Genomic DNA, 22,217 nt, shown 5'->3' with positions numbered 1-22,217 from the left:
GACCCTAACGGGCAGGAGCGCACCTTGGCGGGCGGTTTTTGTCGGTGGCGTTCGGTAGCGTCGGAGACATGGCAACACTGGTCACCTTCCACGCCCACCCGGACGACGAATGCCTGCGCACCGCCGGGGTGATGGCCAAGGCCGTCGCCGAGGGGCACCGCGTCGTGCTCGTCGTCGCCACCCGGGGCGAGGTCGGCGAGGTCCCCGAGGGCTTTCTCGCCGAGGGCGAACAACTGTGGGAGCGGCGCGTGCAGGAGTCGCAGGCGGCCGCCGAGATCCTCGGGGTGGAACGCGTCGAGTTCCTCGGCTACCGCGACTCCGGGATGATGGGCGAGCCGACGAACGACGAGCCGGCGTGCTTCTGGCGGGCGGACGTCGAGAAGGCGGCCGAGCAGCTGGCGGCGATCCTGCGCGAGGAGTCCGCGGACGTCCTGACGGTCTACGACGACAACGGCGACTACGGCCACCCGGACCACATCCAGGTGCACCGCGTCGGGCTCCGGGCGGCGGAACTGGCGGGCACGCCGCGCGTGTTCCAGGCGACGTTCAACCGCGAGTTCATGCAACGCGGCTTCGAAACGGCGGTGGAGCAGGGCCTGATGCCCCCGGAGGCGGCCCCGAAGCCACCGGAGAACGTCGAGTTCGGCAAACCGGAGGCCGAGATCACGGCGGCGGTCGACGTGTCGAAGTACGTGGGGGTGAAACGCGCGGCGATGCGCGCCCACCCGAGCCAGATCAGCGAGGACACGTTCATGCTGGCCATGCCGGACGACGCGTTCGCTTTCGCGTTCGGGACGGAGTGGTTCATCCGGGTCGGGCAGGGGCCGGGGATCACGGAGACGGACCTGATGGACGGGCTGTAGGGCCGACGTGGCTGATGGCCTGCCGAGCGTCCTTGCCCGGCAGGCCGACCTCTCGCGCGGGGCGTCGTCAGTCCAGCGCGGCCGTCACGTCCAGCTCCACCAGCTGGCCCGGGAACCCCAGCTGAGCCACCCCCAGCAGCGTGCTCGCCGAGCTGAACGCCTCCCCGATCTCCGATCCCGCCAACCGGTCCCACACCGCCGACAGCTCCGAACGGTCCTCCGTCACCACGTAGATCACCGTCCGCACCACCTCGGCCGGCGAAGCGCCCGCGAAAGCCAGCGCCGCCGCCGTGTTGGCCACCACCTGGTCGACCTGGGGAAGCAGCCCCTCGACCACCGAGCCGTCCGCCGTCAACGGGCACTGGCCGGCCAGGTACACAGTCCGGCTCGAATCTGCCACTGTCACGTGGTGGTACCCCGGTGGTGTGTGCAGCCCGGGCGGGTTCTTCCGTTCGATCGTCACCACCGCATCATCACCGGGCACGCAAGCGAAAATCCCAGGGAGGGCACGTGCGCAGGACCATCGACTGGGCCGACGACGCCATCGTCATCATCGACCAGACCGCGCTGCCCGCCGAATACCGGCTGCTGCACCTGCGGACCGTCGGTGAGCTCGTCGACGCCATCAAGCGCCTCGCCGTCCGCGGAGCCCCCGCCCTCGGGGCCGCCGGGGCCCTCGGCGTCGCCCTCGCCGCCCGGACCAGCGAGAACGTCGAAGTCGACGCCGAGCTCATCGCCAACGCCCGCCCCACCGCCGTGAACCTCGCCTGGGGCGTCGAGCGCGCGATGAAGAAGCTCCACGAAGGCTCGGAAGCCGTCCTCGACGAAGCCCTGGGCCTCCTCACCGAAGACGAAGAACTCAACAAGGCCGCCTCGAAGCACGCCGCCGGGATCGTGCTCGCCGAATGCCCGCGCCGGCCGCTGCGGCTGCTGAGCCACTGCAACGCCGGGCGCCTCGCGACCGTCGGCTGGGGCAGCGCCCTCGGGGTCGTCTGGCACCTGCACGAACGCGGGCTCGTCGAAGAAGTCCTCGTCGACGAGACGCGCCCGCTCCTCCAGGGCGCCCGGCTGACGGCGTGGGAGCTGGCCCAGGAAAACGTCCCCTACCGCGTCCAGCCCGATGGCGCCGCGGCCGCGGCGATGGCGCGCGGGATGGTCGACTGCGTGCTCGTCGGCGCCGACCGGATCGCCGCGAACGGCGACGTCGCCAACAAGATCGGCACCTACGGCCTGGCCATCGCCGCGAAGCACCACGGCGTGCCGTTCGTCGTGGTCGCGCCGTCGTCCACAGTGGACAGGAAGCTCGCGGACGGCGCGGGCATCGCCATCGAGGAACGCGACGCCCGCGAGCTCACCGAATACGCCGGGGTGCCGATCACCCCACCGGACGCGCAGGTCTTCAACCCCGCGTTCGACGTGACCCCGCACGAGCTCATCACGGCCGTGGTCACCGAGCACGGCCGCTTCGAGCCCTAGGGACGCGGGCCGATCTCGCGACCGCCGTCGGTCACCGTGATCGCCATCGCCGGGCAGGAGTCGGCCGCGTCCAGCACCGTCTCGTCACCGTCCACGTCCGACGTGACCGTGTGCGCGACCGCGCCGTCCAGCACGAACACCTCGGGCATCAGCGCGGCGCACATCCCCGAACCGATGCAGGTGTGTTCGTCGACTTCCACGTGCCAGCTCATGGCCACCTTCCGAGTCACCATCCGATCGGCATCGACCGCGGTCCGCGGACGAGCATCTGCGTCTTCCACACGATATCGCCGGCCAGGTGCAGCCCCGGCAGCTCGGTGACCAACGCGCGCAGCGCCTCCTGCAACTCGAGCCGGGCCAGCGGCGCGCCCAGGCAGTGGTGGACGCCGTGCCCGAAGCCGAGGTGGTGGTTGTCGTCGCGGTCGAACCGCAGGCCTTCCGCGTCGTCGAACTGCAGCCGGTCGCGGTTGGCCGCGCCGACCGCGACCAGCACCGGCTCCCCCGCCCGCACGAGCACGCCGCCGACCTCGACATCTTCGGTGGCGTAGCGCGCGAACCCGGCGCCGGCGCCCAGCGGCACGAACCGCAGCAGCTCCTCGACGGCGGCCGGGATCAGGTCCGGGTCGGCGCACAGCCGCTCCCACTGCCCACGCTGGTCGAGCAGCGCGTAGACGAAGTTGGGGATCTGGCTCGCGGTGGTCTCGTGCCCGGCGACGAGGATGCCGACGCACAGGTCGACCAGCTCCAGCTCGGTCAGCCGGTCGCGGGTGTCGCGGGCCTCGATCAGCGCCGTCATCAGGTCGTCCTGGGGCCGCGAGCGGTGCTCCGCGATCAGCCCGCGCATGTAGTCGCGCAGCTCTTCGCGGTTGCGCTCGAACTCCTCGGGCGTCAGGCCGCTGGTGGAGAGCGCGGCGTCGCTCCAGACGCGGAACTTCGGCCGGTCGGCGACCGGGACGCCGAGCAGCTCGCAGATGACCGCGACCGGGATCGGCAGGGCGTAGAGGTCGACGAGGTCGGCGGGCGGGCCGGCGGCCTTCATGTCCGCGATCAGCCCCGCCGCCAGCGACGCGACGCGCGGGCGCAGCAGCTCGACGCGCCGCATCGTGAACGCCTTCGCCACCAGCGTCCGCAGCCGCGTGTGGTCCGGCGGGTCCATCTGCAGGATGCCGCCGTCACGCTGCATCGGCGAGCGGCGCGGCGCGTCCTTCTCCTTCTCCATCGCCCGCGAGAACCGGCGGTCGCCGAGCACCAGCCGGGCGTCGGCGTAGCGGGTGGCCAGCCACGCCGGCTCCCCGTAGGTCATCTTGACCCGGACCATGCCCTCGGCTTCGCGGGCGGCCGCGTAGGCCTCGTTGAGGTCGAGCCCCGCCTCCTCGTTGAAGGGGTACGAGAGCGGCTCGGTGTGGACGACTGTCATGCGGGAAACCCCTCACTCCGGTTGTAAGCAGCTGCTTACAACGCTACACAGTTTCTCACCACCTGTCACGGTCCGCCATTGCTTAGTCACGGACCACTAGGTTACGGTGACCTAGGTGTGGATCGAGATCCTCTTGCTGTCGAAGCTGGCCCGCGAACCGATGCACGGCTACGAACTGCGCAAGGCCGTGGAGGCCTCGACGGGCCACACCTTGTCGAACAACTCGCTGTACCCGACGCTGCGGCGCTTCGTCGACGCGGGCGCGGTGAGCCGCAGCGCGGAGGAGCAGGAGGCCAAACCGCCGCGGCACGTCTACACGATCACCGATGTCGGGCGGGAGCTGCTGCGCGACATGCTCGCGGACTTCCCCGGCGAGCTGGCGCTGAACGAATCGGAGTTCCTGGCCAGGGTCGGGAACTTCGCCCGGCTGAGCCGGGACGAACGCGCCCGCGTGCTCGACGTCCGCAAGCAGGCGCTGCTCGCCGAACAGGCCCGGGTCGCCGGGCTCGCCGCCGGGCAGGCCGACCCGTGGGGCCGCGCGGCGCTGCAGCACGTGCTCGGGAAGTTCGACGCCGAGCTCCGCTGGCTCGCCGACCTCGAAACCGAACTGAGGAGAGACGCATGACCACCACCGAAGAGACGCCTCGCCTCCCCTTCGCCCGGGCGAACGCGCTCGCGATCGCGCCGGACTACGAAGCGCTCCGCCGGCAGGCGCCGATCAGCCGGGTGCTCACCCCGGCCGGCGACCCGGCGTGGCTGGTGACGTCGTACGAAGAGGCCAAGGAGATCTTCCGCGACAAGCGCTTCGGCCGTTCGCACCCCGCGCCCGAGCAGGCTTCGCGGATCTCCGGCGCCGCGATCCAGGACGGCCCGAGCGGCGACTTCGAGACCGAAGAAGCCGAGCACAAGCGGATGCGCCGGATGCTCGCGCCCGCGTTCTCCGCGCCCCGCATGCGCGCCCTCGGCGACCGGATCGCCGAGCTGACCGACCGCTGCCTCGACGACCTGCAGGCCGCGCACGACGCCCACCCCGGGGAACCGGTCGACCTGACCGACTTCCTCGCGTTCCCCTTGCCGGTGCTGGTGATCTGCGAGCTGCTCGGCGTGCCGTACGCCGACCGCGAGAAGTTCCGCGGCCTGTCCGAGCGGATCGCGATGATGAACGGCGGCGAAGACGCGCAAGCGGCGATGACCGAGTTCAAGGCCTACATGACGAAGCTGGCCGACGAAAAGCGCGCGGACCCGCAGGAGGACGTCATCTCCGACATGGTCGCGGTCCAGGCCGACGACCCGACGTTCACCGACGACGACCTCGCCCGAATGGGCGCCGGCCTGCTGTTCGCCGGCCACGAGACGACGTCCACCCGGATCGCGATGGGCACGCTGTTCCTGCTCGGCGACACGAGCCGCCGCGACCGCTTCGCAGCCGACCCCGAGGGCGAGGTGAACCAGACGGTCGAGGAGATCCTGCGGCTGACGGCGACCAGCGGCACCGGCCTGCTGCGCTACGCCCACGAGGACGTCGAGGTCGCCGGGACGCGGATCCTGCGCGGCGACGCCGTGCTGATCTCCAGCGACGCGGCCAACCGCGACGCGACGGTGTTCACCGACCCGGACGAGTTCGACCCCGCCCGCACACCGAACGTCCACCTCGCCTTCGGCACCGGCGCGCACGTCTGCATCGGCGCCAACCTCGCCCGCACCGAGCTGCGGACGGTGTTCCCCAAGCTGTTCGGCCGCTTCCCCGGCCTGCGGCTGACGACCGGGATCGACGAGATCCCGGTGCGCGTCAACCGTGTCGCCGGCGGGGTCGACGCCGTTCCCGTGACCTGGTAAAGAGGGGCCGATGAAGATCACCACCGACACCGACGGCTGTGTCGCGTCCGGACAGTGCGTGCTGCTCGCGCCGGGCACGTTCGACCAGGACGAAGACACCGGCACCGTCGTCCTCCTCTCCGAGGAGCCGGCGGCCGGCGAGGAGGAGGCGGTCCGGCAGTCGGAGCTGACCTGCCCGGCCGCCGCGATCCGCCTTTCCGGCGCCTAGGCGCGCCCGCGTCCCGTTTGCCGGGTTAGCCTGCACCGATGGGTACACAGCCGGAACAGGCCGGCCGGCGGCGGGACGCGGCCGCGTCGCAGCGGGCGTTGCTGGACGCCGCCGCGAAGCTGTTCGCCGAGCGCGGCTTCGACCGGACGACCGTGCGCGAGATCGCGGGCGAGGCCGGAGTCAACCAAGCGCTGCTGTTCCGCTACTTCGGCAGCAAGGAAGCGCTCTTCGAGGCGGTGGTGGCCCGCAACGGCCGTGAGCAGTTGGCCACCACGCCGCCCGAACGGCTCTTCAGCGCTTCTCTGCGCAGCATGCTGGCGCCGGAGGGCCCGCGGAACCGGACGCTGGAAACCTACCTGCGCTCCTCGGGCAGCGACGGCGCCGCGGCCGCGATCCGGCAGGAGATCGGCGAGGAGTACGCGCGGGTGCTGGCCACGCTGACCGACGCGCCGGACGCCGGGCTGCGCGCCGATCTCGCCCTCGCCTGGCTCATGGGCATCGCGCTGGTCCGCGAGGTCGCCGGCAAGGAACCACTGGCCAGCGCCGACCCCGACGACGTCTGCCGGCTCGTCCTCACCGCGACCAAGACGCTGCTGGAGCGCAGCAAGTAGTCAGGGCAACGCGCGCCGGAGTAGCTCCGCGAGATGCACCGCCGTGCGGCCCGACTCCTGGGCGATCTGCGTCCGGCAGCTGAAGCCGTCCGACACCACCACCGTCTCCGGCGAAGCCTCGCGGATCGCCGGGAGCATCCGGTCCTCTGCCACCGCCTTCGACACCTCGTAGTGGCCGCGCTCGAAGCCGAAGTTGCCCGCCAGGCCGCAGCACCCCGAGTCGAGCGTCGTGTTGCGGACCCCCGCCGCCGCCATCGCCGACTCGTCGGCGCCGAACCCCAGCACCGCGTGCTGGTGGCAGTGCACCTGCGTGATCGCGTCGACGTCCAGGGCCGCGAACGGGATCGGGGCCCGCTCCAGCAGTTCCGCGAACGTGAACGTCCGGGAAGCCAGCAACGAGGCACGCGCGTCGTCCGGCAGCAGCGCCGGCAGGTCGCCGCGGAACAGGGCCGTGCAGCTCGGTTCCAGCCCCGCCACCTCGTAGCCCTCTTCGAGGTACGGCGCGAGCACGTCCAACGTACGCGTCAAGACGCGGCGCGCGACACCGAGCTGCCCCGTCGACACCCACGTCAGTCCACAACAGACTCCGCGGTCCGGCAGCACGACGTCGTAGCCCGCCGCGGTCAGTACTTCGTGGGCGGCGTCCAAAACGGACGGCGTCAGGTAGTTGTTGAACGAGTCCGGCCACAGCACCACGCGGCGCTCCCCCGAAGCCCGGCGCCGCAGATCCGCCCGCGACGACGTGAAAGGCGATGGAGCGAACGTGGGCAGCGAGCGTTCCGCCGCGATCCCGCCGAGCCGTTTCACCAAGCCCGCCAACCGAGAGCGTCCGACGGCGTTCGCGAGCCGCGGCGCGCGGGCACTGAGCCGCAGCCACAGCGGCAGCCAGCCCATCGAGTAGTGCGACGCCGGGCGCAGCCGCCGCCGGTAGTGCTGGTGCAGGAACTCCGCCTTGTACGTCGCCATGTCGACGTCCACCGGGCAGTCCGAGAGGCATCCCTTGCAAGACAGGCACAAGTCCAGGGCGTCGTGCACTTCGGACGAACGCCAGCCGTCCTTGATGACCTCGCCGTTGATCATTTCGGCCAGCAGGTGCGCCCGCCCGCGCGTCGAGTGCTGCTCCTCGCGGGTCGCCCGGTAGCTCGGGCACATCACGCCGCCGCCGCTGGTGTTGCGGCACTTGCCCACGCCGACGCAGCGCCGCATCGCCTGGCCGAAGCTCCCGCGATCCTCGGGGTAACCGAGGAAGACACTGTCCTCAAAGGACGCAGACGTGGCCCGTACCCGCAGATCGGCGTCGACCGGCCGCGGCGCCACCAGGATGCCGGGGTTCATCCGCCCGGCCGGGTCGAAGATCGCCTTGAACCGGCCGAAGAGGTCCATCATCTCCGGGCTGTACATCCGGGACAGCAGCTCGGAGCGCGCCTGACCGTCGCCGTGTTCGCCGGACAGCGAACCGCCGTGCGCCGCGACGAGGTCCGCCGCCTCCTCCAGGAACCGCCGGAAGTCCGCGACGCCCGACGTCGAAAGCAGGTCGAAGTCCAGCCGCAGGTGCAGGCAGCCTTCGCCGTAGTGGCCGTAGACCACGCTGCGACGCCCGTGCGAGCGCATCAGCTCCTTGAACTCCCGCAGGTACGCGCCGAGCCGCTCGGGCGGGACGGCCGCGTCCTCCCAGCCCGGCCAGGCCTCCGAGCCGTCCGCGAGCCGGGTCGCGAGCCCCGCGCCCTCCTCGCGGATGCGCCACAGCCCGCGTTGCGCGGCCGGGTCGTCCACGATCGCGAACCCGGTGAGGTCGAGCGACGCCGCGAGCGCGCGGGCCCGCTCGGCCGGGTCGTCGCCCGCGAGCTCGACGAACAGCCAGGCCCCGCCCGGCGGCAGGTCACTCGCGCGGCCCGGCAGCATCGCGACGAGCTCGGCGTCGACGCCTTCGACGGTCAGCGGCGACCACGGCAGGATCGCCGGCACGGCGTCGGCCGCGGCGATGTCGGACGGGAAGCCGAGCACCGCCAGCACGCGACGAGCAGGCAGCTTGGCCAGCTCGACCGTGGCTTCGAGGATCGTGACGCAGGTGCCCTCCGAGCCGACGAGCGCCCTGGCGACGTCGAACCCGTTCTCCGGCAACAGGTGTTCGAGCCCGTAGCCGGACACGCGCCGCGGCCACGTCGAAAGTTCCTTGCGCAGCAACGCCAGGTTGTCCCGCACCAGCGCGCGCAGCTCGTCGAAGATCCGGCCCTCGGTGGGCTCGTCGCGGCCCACCCGCAACCGCGTGCCGTCGTAGAGCAGCACGTCCAGGGAGCGGACGACGTCGACCGTGCGCCCCCACGCCACCGAGTGCGAGCCGCACGCGTTGTTGCCGATCATCCCGCCGAGCGTGCAGCGGCTGTGCGTGGACGGGTCCGGGCCGAACCGCAGCCCGTGCGGCGCGGCGACCGCCTGCAGGTCGTCGAGGACGGTCCCGGGCAGCACCCGCGCGAGCCGGGTCTCCGGGTCCAGCGAGAGCACCCCGCCGACGTGGCGCGAGGTGTCGATGACCAGGCCCGGCCCGCACGCGTTCCCGGCGACGCTCGTGCCGCCGCCGCGCGCGATCACCGGCAGGTCGCGGGCGCGCGCCTCGGCGACCGCGGCGACGATGTCGTCGACGGACTCCGGCAGCACCACGCCTCGCGGCACGTGGCGGTAGTTGGAGGCGTCGGTCGTGTACAGCGCGAGCGTGGCGGCGTCGGTGAGGATCTCCACTCCCCCATTCAAGTCGACGGAGGGCCGCCGTACCTCTCCAGCCGGGTATGTCCGAAACCACACTCCGTGTGCCATCGTGATCGCGTGACGGCAAAGGAGCACGTCGCCGAGTACAGCGCGGTGCTGGGCGAGCTGCTGCGCGAGCGCGAAAAGCTGCTCGGCACGCTCGACCGCGTCGCCGCGCTGCACGGGACCGCGCGCCTGGTCCGGGAGACGGTCGGGGCGAAGGCCGGCTTCGTCGCGGAGCTCGACCAGCCGGGGCTCGCCGTGATCCGCTGGATGTCCGGCACCCGGACGGACTCGCTGCAGGACCTCGAAGTGCCCGTCGGCCAGGGCATCGGCGGGCGGGTGCTGGCGCTGGGCCGTCCGGTGCGGGTCGCCGACTACGTCAGCTCGCCCACGATCACCCACCAGTTCGACGCCCAGGTGCGCGGGGAGGGCCTGGCCGCGATGCTCGCCGTCCCGATCGTCGCGCGCGGCGAGACCGTCGCCGTCGCGTACGCGGCCATGCGCGAGCCCGCCGACTTCGGCGACGACGCCGTCCGGCGGATGGAAGAGGTCGCCTGCCAGGCCGGGACGGCGCTGCAGCTGGCGAAGGTCGCCGAGACCGACCGCACGGCCGCGGTGGCGGGCGAACGCCTGCGGATGCAGAGCGCGCTGCACGACTCCGTCGGCGCGCTGCTGTTCTCCATCGGCGTCCAGGTGCGCGACCTGCACGAGGACGTCCACGGAAACCCCGGCCTGGCGGCGCGGCTGCGCCGGCTGGAGGGAGACGTCTCGGCGGCGGCCGGCGCCTTGCGGGAGTCGCTGCTGGCGCTGTCGGAGTCCAGCCCGGAGCGGGCGCTGCCGGTCGAGCTGGCCGAGCACTGCCGCTCGTTCCAGGCGCGCTGCGGCGTCCCGGCCCGGTTCGTGCAGCTCGCGGCGGTGCCGCCGCTGGACGCCGAACGGACCGCGCTGCTGGTGGCCGCGGTCCGCGAAGGGCTGCTCAACGTCGAGAAGCACGCGCGGGCGTCGTCGGTGATCGTCAGTCTGCTGCCCAGCGACGACGGGGTCCAGGTGGTCGTCGCGGACGACGGCACCGGCGCCGGGGTCGTCCCCGGCACGGGCATGGGCCTGCGCACGCTGTCCGGGCGCGCCGCCCGGCTCGGCGGCCGGGTCAGCCTGGTCCGCGACGACGACGACGGCTGCACCCTGCGCGCCTGGGTGCCGCTGGTGCGGCCGTGACCCCCACGACATCCGCGACCGTGTTCGTCGTCGACGACCACCCGGTGGTCCGCGACGGCGTGACGCTACTGCTGCGCTCGGACCCCTGCCTGAGCGTGGTCGGGTCCGCGGAGTCCGGGCGGCTGGCGATCGAGCGGGTCGCGGCACTGGCCCCGGACCTGATCCTGCTCGACCTGCGCCTGCCGGACATGCTCGCGCCGGAGGTCGTCACCGAGCTGCGGCGGGTGCACCCGGACGGGAAGATCGTCGTGTTCACCGCGCACGGCGACCACCAGGGCGTGCTGGCCGCGCTGGAGTCGGGGGCGCACGGCTGCCTGCTCAAGGACGCCGCCGGCGCGCAGCTGGTGACCGAGCTGCGGCGGGTGCTGCGCGGCGAGCGCGTCGTCGACCCGCGGATCCTGCCCGACGCCGGGCGGCGGTCGGACGCGCTGGCCCGCAGCGGCCTGACCCGCCGGGAGTACGAGGTGCTGCGGCTGGCCGCGCAGGGGCAGACGAACCCGGAGATCGCCGAGTCGACGGGGCTCGCGCGCAACACGGTGAAGACGTACCTGCAGTCGGCGCTGCACAAGCTGGGGGCACGCAACCGCGTCGAGGCGATCGGCAAGGCCAGCGAGGCCGGCCTGTTGTGAGATGGTCCCTCGAGTGACGATCGACCTGCACACGCACAGCACGGCCTCCGACGGGACGACGCCGCCCGCCGCGCTGCCACGGCTGGCCGCCGAGGCCGGGCTGACGGTGCTCGCCCTCACCGACCACGACACCTTCGCGGGCCTGGCGGCGGCGACCGCGGCCGCCGACATCGAGATCGTCCCCGGCGTCGAGATCTCGTGCCGGCTCGACGACGCGGAGGTGCACCTGCTCGGCTACTTCGTCGATCCCGGGCACGCGCCGCTGGCCGCCGAGCTGGAGCTGATCCGCACCGACCGTTTCGGTCGTGCGGCGCGGATGGTCGAGCGCTGCCGGGAGCTGGGCGCGCCGATCACCCTGGAGCAGGTCGAGACGATCGCCGCGGGTGCGCCGCTCGGCCGTCCGCACATCGCCGCGGCGCTGGCCGCGGTGGGCGTCACCGACGCCTTCACGTCCGACTGGATCGCCGACGGCGGCCGGGCGGACGTGCCCAAGCACGTCTTGTCCACTGTGGACGCGATCGGGCTGGTCCGCGCGGCCGGCGGGGTCGCGGTGCTGGCCCACCCGCGGTCGGTCAAGCGCCGCGCGGAGGTGTCGGACGCGCAGCTGGCCGGGCTCGCTTCGGCCGGTCTCGCGGGGGTCGAGGCCGATCACCCGGAGCAGCCACCGGAAGTCCGGGCGCGGCTGCGTCAGGTGGCCGCGGGCCTGGGGTTGCTCGCGACGGGGTCCAGCGACTTCCACGGCGACCGCAAGCCGGTCCGCCTCGGCGAGTTCACGACGTCCCCCGAGGTGTTCGCGGCGCTGCGCGAGGCCGCCGTGTCCGTTTCGTAGCCGCTTACCTCTCCACGTGGGGGTATCGGTTCACCTCCGCCGACTCCAGGATGACCGCCACCGACGGTGACTCACGTCACACGAGTGGAGGAGACCTCTTGCGCCCTGGAGTGAGTCCGTGTTGACCGTGCGTGGTCTGAGGGTGCGGTACGGCCGGTCGACGGCCGCTCTGCACGGTGTCGACCTCGACGTCTCCGCCGACGGCGTCCTCGCCGTGCTCGGCAGCAACGGCGCCGGGAAGTCCACCCTGCTCAGAGCGGTCTCCGGCACCCTGCGCATGCACCGGGGCTCGATCGAAGACGGCGAGATCCGCTACGACGGCCACGCGCTCGGCAAGCTCGACCCCGCGCGGATCGTCGGTCTCGGTGTCGTCGGCGTGCCGGAAGGGCGGCAGATCTTCGCGCGGATGACCGTCGAGGAGAACCTGCGGGCCGGCGGCATCGGGGCGCGCACCGCGGGCGACCGCACCGCCGCCCGCAAGCGGGTCGACGAGCTCTTCCCCGTCCTCGGCGAACGCGCCAAGCAGCGCGCCGGCCTGCTGTCCGGCGGTGAGCAGCAGATGCTGGCCATCGGCCGGGCGCTGATGTCCGCGCCGCGGCTGCTGCTGCTCGACGAGCCGTCGCTGGGGCTGGCGCCGAAGATCGTCGAGCAGATCGCCCGGACCATCCGCGAGATCCACGAGCAGGGCACCGCCGTGGTGCTGGTCGAGCAGAACGCTGTGATGGCGCTCGGCGTCGCCGAGCACGCCGTCGTGCTGGAGGTGGGCCGGGTCGCCCTCGCCGGGACGGCGGCCGAGCTCGCCGCCAGCCAGGACGTCCAGCGGCTCTACCTCGGCGGGCACGCCGAGTCGCAGGAGACCGCCGACGCCGAGGCGGAGACCGCGCGCGAGCGCCTGGCCGGCCGGACGCTGTCGAGGTGGGCCGGATGACGCCACCGGAGCTGCCTGTGACAACCGAGGCTTCGCCTCGGGCCCCCGAAGAGCTGCGCGTCGAGGGCGTTTCCCTGCGGTTCGGCGGGATCCGCGCGCTGGACTGCGTCTCGTTCACCGTCGCCCCCGGTTCGCTGCACGCGCTGATCGGGCCGAACGGCGCCGGGAAGTCCAGCTGCTTCAACGTGATCAGCGGCCTGTACCGGGCCGACGACGGCCAGGTGTGGCTGGGCGAAACCGACCTCACCGGGCTCGCGCCGCACAAGCTCGCCGGGCTCGGCGTCGGCCGGTCGTTCCAGAACGCCGCGCTGTCCCCCGGCTCGACCGTGCTCGACAACGTCATGCTCGGCCGGCACGCGCTGACCCGCGGCGGGTTCCTCGAAACCGGGCTGCGGCTGCCGTGGACGGTCCGCGCCGAACGCCGGCACGCCGCCCGGGCCCGGGAGATCTGCGCGTTCCTCGGCCTCGGGGCGGTCGTCGACGCCCCGGTCGGCGCGCTGCCCTACGGCGTCGTCAAGCGCGTCGACCTCGCCCGCGCGCTCGCCGTCGAGCCGGTGCTGCTCCTGCTCGACGAGCCCGCGGCCGGGATGAACGCGGCGGAGACCGCGGAGCTGGCCGGCACGATCAGCGGGATCCGCGCCGAGCTGGGCATCTCGATCCTGCTCGTCGAGCACGACATGGGCCTGGTGATGGGCATCGCCGACCGGGTCACCGTGCTCGACTTCGGCCGCCGCATCGCCGACGGCACCCCGGCGCAGGTTCAGGCCGACCCGGACGTCATCAAGGCCTACCTGGGCACGGAGGCGGCGTGAACACATTCCTGCAGCTCACGGTGAACGGCCTCGGCAAGGGCGCGGTGTTCGCGCTGCTCGCGCTGGGGTTCGTGATCATCTTCAAGGCCACCGAGGTGGTCAACTTCGCGCACGGCTCGCTCGTGCTCTTCGGCGGCTACCTCGTCGTGGTGACGCGGGACGCGCTCGGCTGGGTCGGCGCGTCGCTGGTCGGCATCGTCTCCGCCGGGCTGCTCGGCCTGCTCGTGGAGCGGCTGCTGCTGTCGCGCTCCCGGCACGCCGACGCGAACAGCCTGGCCCTGCTCACCATCGGCGTCGACGTGATCGTCACCGAGGAGATCGTCCGCCGCCTCGGGGTCACGCTGCCCTTCCTCGGCGGGGCCTGGGACGCGCAGCCGTTCCAGGTCGGCGGGATCACGCTGTTCCGCACGCACCTGGTCGCCCTCGTCGTCGCCGCGATCCTGATCACGGCGTTCTGGCTGGCCTTCAAGTACTCGAACTGGGGTGTCGCGATGCGGGCGCAGGCGGAGAACCGCGAAGCCGCCGCGCTGATGGGCATCCGGAGCTCACGGGTCACCGCGACCGCGTGGCTGGTCGCCGGGCTGCTGGCCGGGGTGGCGGTGCTGTTCATCGCGACGCAGGACTTCTCCGGCGCCGGGCTTTCCCGCGGGACGCACTCGATCGCGCTGGCCGCGTTCCCCGCGGCGATCCTCGGCGGCCTCGACTCGACGGCGGGCGCGGTGGTCGGCGGCCTCGTCGTCGGGCTCGTGGAAGCGCTCTCCGCGCAGTACGTCTCGTTCGACTTCTCGAAGAGCGCGGTGTTCCTCGTGATGCTGGTGGTCCTGGTGGTGCGGCCCTCGGGGCTGTTCGGCACGAGGGAGCGCACACGTGTCTGACAGTGCCGTGTCCGAAGTGGACAGCCCGCCCGCGACCGGCGAGCCGCCGGTGAAGCCGCGGCGCGACGTGGCGAAGCTGGTGCGCACGGTCGCGTGGCTCGCGCTGCTGGTCGTCCTGCTCGCCCTGCCCCTCTACCTCGACGCCGCCTGGCTGAAGGCCGGGCAGTACATGATGATCGGCGGGGTCGGCGCGATCGGACTGACGCTGGTGGTCGGGCAGGCCGGGCAGCTTTCCCTGGCGCACGCGTTCTTCCTGCTCGCCGGCGCCACGGCGTACACCGTGCTCTCCGGGCCCGCCGGCGACGACCGCGTCATCGGCTTCGGCCTGGACCCCGGCCTGTCGCTGCTCGGCGCGGTGGCCGTCTCGGCGCTGCTGGGCCTGGCCTTCGCCCCGGTGGCCGGGCGGCTGCGCGGGATCTACCTCGGCGTCGCCTCGCTGGCATTGGTGTTCCTCGGCCTCTACTTCGGACAGTCGGCCGAGGAGCTCACCGGCGGGACGTCCACCGGACGCGCGCCGGCGCCGTTCTCGCTGTTCGGCTTCCCCTTCACCAACGACGGCCCCGAGATCGCCCTGCTCGGCGTCCCGATCCGGCAGGCCGAGCGCACGTGGTACCTGTTCCTGCTGCTCACCGTGCTGGCGTTCGTGATCGCGCGCGGCGCCGTCCACAGCCGGGTCGGCCGGTCGTGGCGCGCGGTCCGCGACAACGAAGCCGCGGCCGCGGTGCTGGGCGTCAGCGTGCTGCGCGCCAAGGCGGGCGCGTTCGCCGTCTCGTCGGCCTACGGCGGTCTCGCCGGCGCGATGACCGTGCTGTGGTTCGACATCCTCAAGCCGGACGAGAGCGAGTTCGGCACCTACGGCATCAACGTGTCCATCGCCTACCTCGCGATGGTCATCATCGGCGGGCTCGGCTCGGTCCCCGGCGCGCTGGTCGGCGCGCTGATCGTCAACGGCCTGCCGCAGGTGCTCGCGTTGTACTCCGCCGACCTGGGCTGGTTCTCCGGCACCGGGGACGGCGCGCTGACCCCGATCCTGGTCAGCTCGTTCGTCTACGGCGCCGCGATCATCCTCGTCGTGCTGTTCGAGCCCGGCGGGCTCGCCGCGATCGGCCGCCGGCTCACCCGGAAACGCATCCGCCGTCCAACCCCGGAGGAAAAATGAAACGACCACACCTGGCGGCGGCGCTGGCGGCCGTCCTCGTCCTCTCCGCGTGCAGCACGAAAGCGGGCGACGCGGGCTCGTCGGGCCCGGACAGCTCGGGCGTCAAGACCGGCAAGGGGGTGACCGCCACCGAGGTGACGCTCGGGGTGATGACCGACAAGTCCGGGGTGTTCAAGAACCTCGGCCTCGGTGTCACGCAGGGCAACGAGCTGTGGGCCAAGGACCTCAACGCCGCCGGCGGTGTCTGCGGCCGCCAGGTGAAGCTCGAGCAGGTCGACCACGGCTACAAGGCCGACACCGCGAAGACGCTGTACCCCCAGATCGAGCCGAAGGTGCTCGGCTTCGTGCAGCTGCTCGGCTCGCCGGTGGTGGCCGCGCTGAAGCAGAACCTGGCGACCGACAAGGCCGTCGCCGCGCCCGCGTCGTGGTCGTCCGAGCTGCTGGACAACCCGTACGTGATGATCGTCGGCACCACCTACGACGTGGAGATCATCGACGGCCTGGCGTACCTGCAGGAGCAGGGGCAGCTCAAGGACGGCGACACGATCGGGCACGTCTACATCGACGGCGAGTACGGCAAGAACGGCCTGCGCGGCTCGCAGTTCTACGCGAAGAAGCACAACCTGACGGTCAAGGAAGTGAAGATCACCTCGACCGACAGCGACCTCACCAACGTCGTCACCGGCCTCAAGGGCGCCGGGGTGAAGCTGATCGCGCTGACCACCACGCCCGCCCAGACCGGGTCCGCGCTCGCGGCGAACAAAGCGCTCGGGCTGAACGTGCCGGTGCTGGGCAACAACCCGACGTTCGACCCGGTGCTGCTGAAGAGCCCGGCGGCGAACGCGCTGGACAAGCTCACGATCGTGGCCAGCAGCGTGCCGTTCTCGGCCGACCTGCCGAAGGCCAAGGACGTCGCGAAGAAGTACAAGGCCGCCTACAAGGAGACACCGAACGGCGGGGTCCCCTACGGCTACGCGGTCGGCGAGGTGTGGGGCGCGGTGCTGAAGAAGGCGTGCGACAACAAGGACCTCACCCGCGACGGCATCGCCGCGGCGCTGAAGCAGACGACGTCGGCGAGCACCGAAGACCTGGTCGCGGCGCTCGACTTCTCAAAGCCGGGGACGCCGGCGACGCGCCAGGTGTACGCGGCGACCCCGGACGCCTCCGCCGAGGGCGGCGTCCGGTACGTCAAGCCGCTGTTCGAGGCACCCGAGGCCAAGGAGTACGTGGCACCGCACCAGAAGTGAGCCGGCGCTCGGCCAGCGCGGCCGCCTCCGCGAGCGGGGTGGTCGCGTTGGCCTTCGCGGCCTTCAGGAGGTCCTCGACGGTCCGTCCGATCGTCTCGACCCGGGCGAGCGCGGCGTCGTGGTCCAGGCCCTCCGCTTCACGCGAGAGCGTGTAGAGGATCCCGCCCGCGCTCGCGACGTAGTCCGGGACCCACAGGACGCCGCGGGCGGCGAGGTCGTCGGCGACGGCGTCCTCGGTGAGCTGGTTGTTGGCCGGGCCGACGACCAGCGGGGTGTCCAGCGGCGTCTCCGGGCTCAGGACCCCGCCGACCGCGGCCGGGATGACGACGTCGGCGGTGAGGGTGAGCGCCTTCTCCGGCTCGGCCCAGCTCAGCCCGAGCCGCTCGGCTTCGGCGCGCTTCGCCGGGTCGATGTCGGAGACGACGACGTCGGCACCGGCCTGCCGGAGGCTCGCGGCCAGGTGGGCGCCGACCGAGCCGTAGCCGCTGACGACCACTCGCCGGCCGGCCAGGTCCGCGCTGCCGAACACGGCGGTGGCGGCGGCCCGCAGCGCGGCCAGCACGCCGACGGCCGTCGGGCCGCTGGAGGAGCCGGTGCCGCCCGCGGCCTCGGGCGTGCAGAACGCGAACGCCGAGACCTCGCGCAGCACCAGCATGTCGGCCGGGCCGGTGCCGACGTCCGGGCCGGCCAGGTAGCCGCCGCCGAACTCGGCGACCAGGTCGGCGTGGTCGAGGAGGACATCCCGGCGCTCTCCCGGCGAGAGGACGCGGCCGGGCTCCAGCGCGATGACGCTCTTGCCGCCGCCGAACGCGAGCCCCGCGACGGCGCACTTCGCCGTCATCGCGGCCGACAGGCGCAGGACGTCGTCGACGGCCTGGGTGAGGCCGGCGTAGGACTTCAGGCGGCAGCCGCCGACAGCCGGGCCGAGGGCGGTCGAATGGATCGCGACCATCGTGGTGACGCCGGAACGACGGCCACGGCGGGCGACGAGGTGCTCATGTGCGGTCATGAAAAAGGAAGTTAGAGTGATCGTCGGCGGTGTCGACATGTCGCCGAACGAAATTCGGTAATGACCGGGAGGTCGCGGTGCTCGACGAACTTGATTCGGCGATCGTCCGGCATTTGCAGGAAGACGCCCGGCAGACCAACCGGGAGATCGCCCGGAAGGTCGGCATCGCGCCCTCGACCTGCCTCGAACGCATCCGGTTGCTGCGGGAGCGGGGCGTCATCCGCGGCTACCACGCCGACATCGACCTGGCGAGCCTCAACCGCGGCGTCCGGGCCCTGGTCGCGGCGCAGGTGCGGCCGCTGAGCCGGGCGGTCATCGACGAGTTCCAGCGGTCCATCGCGGAGCTGCCGGAAGTGCTTTCGGTGTACGTGACCGCGGGGAGTGACGATTTTCTGATCGAAGTGACCACACCCGACATCGACGCGCTGCACGCGTTCCTGGCCGACCGGCTCGCGTTGCGGCGGGAGATCGTCGGCTTCCGCACGTCGATCGTTTTCCGGCACCTGCGCAAGACCACGATTGAGCCACTCGGCGGAGGGTATCCGGGTATCACCCGACCGGACACGACACGCCACCCCTAAGTGTTTCCCCTCAATCCCCCGGTTCGCACGCTCAAAGGCGGAAAATGTCGGTGATGGGCGGTCTAATGAGTCCCGAAGGGAAGGAGGCACCGCCATGACAACGGAACTGAACCACCGTGAGCGGGCCACATTGAGAGCCGTGGCCGGGGGCCACGCCGAGATCAGCTGCAGCTGCGAGCCCGACCTGTTCATCGACGGCCTGAGCTGCTGCGACCAGTCCACCGTGCACCGGCTCGCGCGGCTCGGCCTGATCGCACCCGCCCTCCCCGGCAAGTGCGGCACGCGCGTGCCCGCCGTGCTGACCGAGGCCGGCTCACTGGCGCTGGGCGAGGTCTTCGCCGTCGCCGCGTAATCGCATTGCCACACACTGGGGTCACTGACAGCATTACCTGATGCAGGTATTCCTCGAAACCGAGCGGCTGATCTTCCGCCGGTTCACCGAGAACGACGCCGACTCGCTCTTCGAGCTCTACGACGACCCGGCCGTGATGAAGTACCTCAATGGGGGCCGGCCGGCGGACCGCACCGAGATCGTCACGCTCGATCTCCCCGCGTTCCTCGGTTACTACGAGCGTTTCCCCGGTTACGGGTTCTGGGCGGCGATCGAGAAGAGCACCGGCGATTTCCTGGGCTGGTTCCATTTCCGGCCGAAGCCGGAAGACCCGCCGGACGAGCCGGAACTGGGGTACCGGCTGCACCAGCGGGCCTGGGGCAAGGGCTACGGCACCGAGGGGTCCGCGGCACTGCTCGCGAAGGGCTTCACCGAGCTGGGGGCCCGGCGCGTGACGGCGGGCACCATGGCGGTGAACCTGCGCTCGCGCCGCGTGCTGGAAAAACTGGGGATGACGCTCGTCCGCACGTTCTTCGAAGACTTCCACGACCCCGCTCCGGGCTCCGAACACGGCGAGGTCGAGTACGCCATCACGCGCGAGGAATGGCTGGCGGCCAGGGGCTCGTGAACGCCACGGCGCTCACGAGCCCCTCCGCTCAGCGGTAGACCTCGAACTCGTAGATCCGCGCCGCGCCGTTGCCGTCGTTGGCCGGGGTGGTGAGGTTCAGCTTCACGTACCGGGCCGACCGGGTGGTGATCGGGTGATACGTGCGGCTGGCCCGGGAACCGGTCACGGAAGCGACCGTCGTCCACGTCGAGCCGTCGGTCGACGTCTGGATCGTGAACGCGCCGGTGTTCCAGCCCGTGGTCTCACCGCCGAGGCCGGCGTGCTTGACGACGAACGAGGACACGTTCTGCGCCGACCCGAGGTCCACCTGGAGGAACTTCGTGGCGGCGGTGCTGCAGAACTTGCTGTTGTTCATCAGGCTGCCGTCGACCGCGTTCGCCGCGCCCTCGGACGAGGCGCACGCCGCCGAGCCCGTCGCCGCTTTGCCCTGCGCCAGGTTCGTGCCGAGGTCCGGCGCGGTGGCCGGCGGGGTGAACCCGTCGTTGTACGACGGCGGGACGTCCGCCGCGTTCGTGCCCCACGCGCTCGGCGACGAGCCCATCGTGTAGTTCAGCGTCGACGCGCCCGCGATGTCGCCGTAGCGGATCCACGACTTGGTCGTCGAAGTCCCGTTGACGCTGAGGTTCTGCACGTACTGCGCACCCTGGCCCGCCCCGGAGCCGGTGATCTGGATCGTGCCGCTCGGGCGGATGATCGAGACCGACGGGAACAGCGGGCCGTGCAGGGCGAGGACGTCCGCGCCCGGCGTCGCCGGGTACATCCCCAGCGCGGCGAAGACGTACCACGCCGACGTCGCGCCGAGGTCGTCGTTGCCGGGCTCGCCGCCCGCGCCGGTGGTGAACGACTCGTTCATCACGCGCCGCACCGCCGAGCTGGTGCCCTGCGGGTGGGCGGCGTAGTTGTACGCCCACGGCACGCCGTGCTCGGGCTCGTTGCCGATGTAGAAGTACGGCTGGGTCAGGCCGCCGTTGAGCTGGGTGAAGTGGTGGTCCAGCCGCTGGACGGCGGTCTTGTTGCCCCCCATCAGGTTGATCAGGCCCTGGTAGTTGTAGGGCACCATCCACGTGTACTGCGACGGGTTGCCCTCGGTGTAGCCGCTGTTGCTCGACGGCACGACCGGCCAGGCCCATGTGCCGGTGCTGCCCCGTGGCTGGATGTAGCCGGAGTCGGGGCCGTACACGTTCTGCCACCACTGGGCACGCTGCATGTAGGTGTTGTACTTCGTGGTGTCACCGACGGCCTTCGCGAACTGCGCCACCGCGAAGTCCGACGCCGAGTACTCGAGCGAGTCCGACGGATCCTCGGTGACGTAGTGCCGGCTGACGTACCCGGACTGGCGCCCGCGGATCGACCCGCCCTGCGCGGTGCCGCCGTTGGAGCTCTTGTCCATCAGCGTCAGCGCGGCCGCGGTGTCGAAGCCGCGGACACCGAAGGCGTACATGCTGCCGACGACGATCGGCCCGGGGTCACCGGTCATCACGAAGTGCTCGTTGTTGTTGTGCGACCACTTGGGCAGCAGCCCGCCCTGCTGGCCGTCCAGCACCATCGACTTCGCGATGTCGCTCGCTTCCGTCGGTGCGACCAGCCCGATCAGCGCGGCCCAGGACCGGTAGATGTCCCAGCCGGAGTAGTTCTGGTACACCGTGTGCGTCGCGGTGTGGATCGCCTGGTCGAACCCGCGGTACTGGCCGTTCGTGTCGCTGGCGATGTTCGGGTTCTGGAACACGTGGTACAGCGCCGTGTAGAACTTCTGCAGGTCCGCGGCGGCGCCCCCGGTCACCTGGACGCGGTTGAGGATGGTGTTCCAGCTCGTGTCGGCCGCGGCGCGGATCCCGGCGAAGTCGAAACCGGAGGTCTCGGCGGCGAGGTTCGCCTGGGCGTTGGCCTGGCTGACGAACGAGATGCCGACCTTCGCCTGCACCGTCGTGTTGCTCGAGGTGTCGAAGGTGACGTAGCCGCCGGAGTTCGTGCCGCTGGTGCTCGCCGAGCCGGCGCTCACCGTGCCGCCGAGCCAGGTGCCGGACCCGCTGGGCGCACGGTCGAACTGGATCACGTAGAAGATCTGGTAGGTCTTCGACGAACCGCAGAAGCCACCGCCGGTCGCCGTGCCGGTGATCTGGCTGCCGCTGACGGCGAACGTGCCGTTGCGGGTGCCGGTCGCGCTGCGGCTGGGGTTGACCAGCAGGCGCGCGGTCGTCGTGTTCGGGTAGGTCAGCTTCATGAAGCCGGACCGCTTCGTGGCCGACAGCTCGACGGTCGTGTTGTAGTTGTCGAGCTTGTTCTTGTAGTAGCCGGGAGCGGCCGACTCGTTCGCCTTGGTGTAGCGGCCCGCGTACCCGGTCCAGCCGGTGCCGGGCGACGTGCCGATGGCGCCGGTGATCGGCAGCAGGCCGAGGTCCTCGTTGTTGGGGCAGCCCGCGCCGTTGAAGTGCGTGAGGCTGAACTCTTCGATGCTGGTGTCGCTGTAGCGGTAGCCGGACGGCGACCCGGTCGGGGTGTCCGGGCTGAACTGCGTCATCCCGAACGGCACGGCCGCACCGGGGTACGTGCTGCCGCCGGCGCCGCCGGGCACCGGGTTCGGGGAGTTGCTGTTGTCCGTGCCGATGAAGGGATTCACGTACTGCGTAAGGGCTAACGTCGCGGCGCCGGCGGGTGAAGCGGGCAGCGCGGCGAGGCCCGCCCCCACGAGAACCGCGGCGAGCACTGCCCCGCGTAGCCGTCTTTTCAGTGGTCCGGACATGAAACCTTCCCTCCTTGTCGCACGCTTCCGCCGGGCGACAACGTTGTCGGGCGATACGGGTGGTGAAGTGAGGCAGGC

23 protein-coding genes are annotated in these 22,217 nt (G+C 71.6%); 17 read left to right on the top strand and 6 right to left on the bottom strand.

From position 1 onward, the window contains the following. Positions 1–68 precede the first annotated feature (68 nt). Complete coding sequence (locus tag AB0C38_RS27585; protein WP_360678449.1) at positions 69–863, top strand: PIG-L family deacetylase; 795 nt, start codon at positions 69–71, stop codon at positions 861–863. A gap of 67 nt (positions 864–930) precedes the next feature. Here the strand turns inward: AB0C38_RS27585 and AB0C38_RS27580 are convergent, their stop codons facing one another. After that, complete coding sequence (locus AB0C38_RS27580; RefSeq protein ID WP_360678447.1) at positions 931–1,326, bottom strand: Rid family hydrolase; 396 nt, start codon at positions 1,324–1,326, stop codon at positions 931–933. Between the two features lie 47 nt (positions 1,327–1,373). Here AB0C38_RS27580 and mtnA point away from each other — a divergent pair, with 47 nt between their 5' ends. Then, positions 1,374–2,339 (top strand): S-methyl-5-thioribose-1-phosphate isomerase, encoded by a 966-nt coding sequence (mtnA, locus tag AB0C38_RS27575; protein ID WP_360678445.1) that lies wholly within the window; start codon positions 1,374–1,376, stop codon positions 2,337–2,339. On the opposite strand, the gene AB0C38_RS27570 is transcribed toward mtnA, so the two are convergent. Then, complete coding sequence (locus tag AB0C38_RS27570) at positions 2,336–2,551, bottom strand: ferredoxin (protein WP_360678443.1); 216 nt, start codon at positions 2,549–2,551, stop codon at positions 2,336–2,338. The genes mtnA and AB0C38_RS27570 overlap by 4 nt on opposite strands. Positions 2,552–2,565: 14 nt before the next feature. Continuing rightward, positions 2,566–3,756, bottom strand: coding sequence for a cytochrome P450 (locus AB0C38_RS27565; protein ID WP_360678441.1), 1,191 nt, complete (start codon positions 3,754–3,756; stop codon positions 2,566–2,568). A gap of 115 nt (positions 3,757–3,871) precedes the next feature. Here AB0C38_RS27565 and AB0C38_RS27560 point away from each other — a divergent pair, with 115 nt between their 5' ends. Genes AB0C38_RS27560 through AB0C38_RS27545 form a run of 4 tightly spaced genes read left to right on the top strand, consistent with a single transcriptional unit; the run spans position 3,872 to position 6,411 of the window. After that, the gene (locus tag AB0C38_RS27560; RefSeq protein WP_360678440.1) at positions 3,872–4,381 is read left to right on the top strand and encodes a PadR family transcriptional regulator; all 510 of its coding nucleotides are present in this window, start codon (positions 3,872–3,874) and stop codon (positions 4,379–4,381) included. Continuing rightward, the gene (locus AB0C38_RS27555; RefSeq protein ID WP_360678437.1) at positions 4,378–5,592 is read left to right on the top strand and encodes a cytochrome P450; all 1,215 of its coding nucleotides are present in this window, start codon (positions 4,378–4,380) and stop codon (positions 5,590–5,592) included. Before AB0C38_RS27560 ends, AB0C38_RS27555 begins: the two co-directional genes overlap by 4 nt. 10 nt (positions 5,593–5,602) lie before the next feature. Further along, entirely contained in the window at positions 5,603–5,800 is a 198-nt protein-coding gene (locus AB0C38_RS27550; protein WP_360678435.1) for a ferredoxin, read from the top strand. A 38-nt stretch (positions 5,801–5,838) separates the two neighbouring features. Continuing rightward, positions 5,839–6,411, top strand: coding sequence for a TetR family transcriptional regulator (locus tag AB0C38_RS27545; RefSeq protein ID WP_360678433.1), 573 nt, complete (start codon positions 5,839–5,841; stop codon positions 6,409–6,411). On the opposite strand, the gene AB0C38_RS27540 is transcribed toward AB0C38_RS27545, so the two are convergent. Continuing rightward, positions 6,412–9,147 carry an FAD-binding and (Fe-S)-binding domain-containing protein gene (locus AB0C38_RS27540; RefSeq protein ID WP_360678431.1) on the bottom strand — a complete coding sequence of 912 codons (2,736 nt, stop codon included), beginning with the start codon at positions 9,145–9,147 and terminating at the stop codon, positions 6,412–6,414. It lies immediately after the preceding gene. An 84-nt stretch (positions 9,148–9,231) separates the two neighbouring features. Here AB0C38_RS27540 and AB0C38_RS27535 point away from each other — a divergent pair, with 84 nt between their 5' ends. The 8 genes from AB0C38_RS27535 (at position 9,232) to AB0C38_RS27500 (ending at position 16,850) form a co-directional block, all read left to right on the top strand. Continuing rightward, positions 9,232–10,371 (top strand): GAF domain-containing protein, encoded by a 1,140-nt coding sequence (locus tag AB0C38_RS27535; protein ID WP_360678429.1) that lies wholly within the window; start codon positions 9,232–9,234, stop codon positions 10,369–10,371. Next, positions 10,368–11,000: a response regulator transcription factor gene (locus AB0C38_RS27530; RefSeq protein WP_360678427.1), complete on the top strand. Its 633-nt coding sequence runs from the start codon at positions 10,368–10,370 to the stop codon at positions 10,998–11,000. The genes AB0C38_RS27535 and AB0C38_RS27530 overlap by 4 nt, the downstream gene beginning before the upstream one ends. Positions 11,001–11,013: 13 nt before the next feature. Next, positions 11,014–11,829, top strand: coding sequence for a PHP domain-containing protein (locus tag AB0C38_RS27525; RefSeq protein ID WP_360678425.1), 816 nt, complete (start codon positions 11,014–11,016; stop codon positions 11,827–11,829). Between the two features lie 118 nt (positions 11,830–11,947). Continuing rightward, a complete protein-coding gene (locus AB0C38_RS27520; RefSeq protein WP_360678423.1) occupies positions 11,948–12,757 on the top strand; it encodes an ABC transporter ATP-binding protein in 810 nt (269 codons plus the stop codon). Further along, positions 12,754–13,569: an ABC transporter ATP-binding protein gene (locus tag AB0C38_RS27515; protein ID WP_360678421.1), complete on the top strand. Its 816-nt coding sequence runs from the start codon at positions 12,754–12,756 to the stop codon at positions 13,567–13,569. Before AB0C38_RS27520 ends, AB0C38_RS27515 begins: the two co-directional genes overlap by 4 nt. Next, positions 13,566–14,444: a branched-chain amino acid ABC transporter permease gene (locus AB0C38_RS27510; RefSeq protein WP_360678419.1), complete on the top strand. Its 879-nt coding sequence runs from the start codon at positions 13,566–13,568 to the stop codon at positions 14,442–14,444. Before AB0C38_RS27515 ends, AB0C38_RS27510 begins: the two co-directional genes overlap by 4 nt. Then, on the top strand, positions 14,437–15,603 hold the full coding sequence (locus AB0C38_RS27505; RefSeq protein WP_360678417.1) for a branched-chain amino acid ABC transporter permease: 1,167 nt from the start codon (positions 14,437–14,439) through the stop codon (positions 15,601–15,603). Before AB0C38_RS27510 ends, AB0C38_RS27505 begins: the two co-directional genes overlap by 8 nt. Beyond that, positions 15,600–16,850 carry an ABC transporter substrate-binding protein gene (locus tag AB0C38_RS27500; protein ID WP_360678415.1) on the top strand — a complete coding sequence of 417 codons (1,251 nt, stop codon included), beginning with the start codon at positions 15,600–15,602 and terminating at the stop codon, positions 16,848–16,850. The genes AB0C38_RS27505 and AB0C38_RS27500 overlap by 4 nt, the downstream gene beginning before the upstream one ends. Here the strand turns inward: AB0C38_RS27500 and AB0C38_RS27495 are convergent. After that, positions 16,792–17,859, bottom strand: coding sequence for a Glu/Leu/Phe/Val dehydrogenase dimerization domain-containing protein (locus tag AB0C38_RS27495; RefSeq protein WP_360678413.1), 1,068 nt, complete (start codon positions 17,857–17,859; stop codon positions 16,792–16,794). The genes AB0C38_RS27500 and AB0C38_RS27495 overlap by 59 nt on opposite strands. Positions 17,860–17,936: 77 nt before the next feature. On the opposite strand from AB0C38_RS27495, the gene AB0C38_RS27490 reads away from it, so the two are divergent. From AB0C38_RS27490 to AB0C38_RS27480, 3 genes are all read left to right on the top strand, one after another. Continuing rightward, positions 17,937–18,440: an Lrp/AsnC family transcriptional regulator gene (locus AB0C38_RS27490; protein WP_360678410.1), complete on the top strand. Its 504-nt coding sequence runs from the start codon at positions 17,937–17,939 to the stop codon at positions 18,438–18,440. Positions 18,441–18,534: 94 nt separating this feature from the next. Next, positions 18,535–18,792 carry a hypothetical protein gene (locus AB0C38_RS27485; RefSeq protein ID WP_360678408.1) on the top strand — a complete coding sequence of 86 codons (258 nt, stop codon included), beginning with the start codon at positions 18,535–18,537 and terminating at the stop codon, positions 18,790–18,792. A 40-nt stretch (positions 18,793–18,832) separates the two neighbouring features. Beyond that, complete coding sequence (locus AB0C38_RS27480) at positions 18,833–19,399, top strand: GNAT family N-acetyltransferase (protein WP_360678406.1); 567 nt, start codon at positions 18,833–18,835, stop codon at positions 19,397–19,399. Between the two features lie 28 nt (positions 19,400–19,427). Here the strand turns inward: AB0C38_RS27480 and AB0C38_RS27475 are convergent, their stop codons facing one another. Beyond that, a complete protein-coding gene (locus AB0C38_RS27475; RefSeq protein WP_360678404.1) occupies positions 19,428–22,139 on the bottom strand; it encodes a GH92 family glycosyl hydrolase in 2,712 nt (903 codons plus the stop codon). Positions 22,140–22,217: the final 78 nt, after the last annotated feature.

The organism is Amycolatopsis sp. NPDC048633, from assembly GCF_040650695.1.
Classification (GTDB): Bacteria; Actinomycetota; Actinomycetes; order Mycobacteriales; family Pseudonocardiaceae; genus Amycolatopsis.
The sequence above is the reverse complement of the archived record's forward strand: the minus strand, read 5'-3'. Positions and strand labels throughout refer to the sequence as shown.

Bases quoted from the DNA above. Each gene is read 5' to 3' on its own strand.
- AB0C38_RS27585 (WP_360678449.1), top strand. From the start codon at position 69: ATGGCAACACTGGTCACCTTCCACGCCCACCCGGACGACGAATGCCTG.
- AB0C38_RS27570 (WP_360678443.1), bottom strand. From the start codon at position 2,551: ATGAGCTGGCACGTGGAAGTCGACGAACACACCTGCATCGGTTCGGGG.
- AB0C38_RS27565 (WP_360678441.1), bottom strand. From the start codon at position 3,756: ATGACAGTCGTCCACACCGAGCCGCTCTCGTACCCCTTCAACGAGGAG.
- AB0C38_RS27555 (WP_360678437.1), top strand. From the start codon at position 4,378: ATGACCACCACCGAAGAGACGCCTCGCCTCCCCTTCGCCCGGGCGAAC.
- AB0C38_RS27550 (WP_360678435.1), top strand. From the start codon at position 5,603: ATGAAGATCACCACCGACACCGACGGCTGTGTCGCGTCCGGACAGTGC.
- AB0C38_RS27545 (WP_360678433.1), top strand. From the start codon at position 5,839: ATGGGTACACAGCCGGAACAGGCCGGCCGGCGGCGGGACGCGGCCGCG.
- AB0C38_RS27515 (WP_360678421.1), top strand. From the start codon at position 12,754: ATGACGCCACCGGAGCTGCCTGTGACAACCGAGGCTTCGCCTCGGGCC.
- AB0C38_RS27500 (WP_360678415.1), top strand. From the start codon at position 15,600: ATGAAACGACCACACCTGGCGGCGGCGCTGGCGGCCGTCCTCGTCCTC.
- AB0C38_RS27495 (WP_360678413.1), bottom strand. From the start codon at position 17,859: ATGACCGCACATGAGCACCTCGTCGCCCGCCGTGGCCGTCGTTCCGGC.
- AB0C38_RS27485 (WP_360678408.1), top strand. From the start codon at position 18,535: ATGACAACGGAACTGAACCACCGTGAGCGGGCCACATTGAGAGCCGTG.
- AB0C38_RS27480 (WP_360678406.1), top strand. From the start codon at position 18,833: ATGCAGGTATTCCTCGAAACCGAGCGGCTGATCTTCCGCCGGTTCACC.
- AB0C38_RS27475 (WP_360678404.1), bottom strand. From the start codon at position 22,139: ATGTCCGGACCACTGAAAAGACGGCTACGCGGGGCAGTGCTCGCCGCG.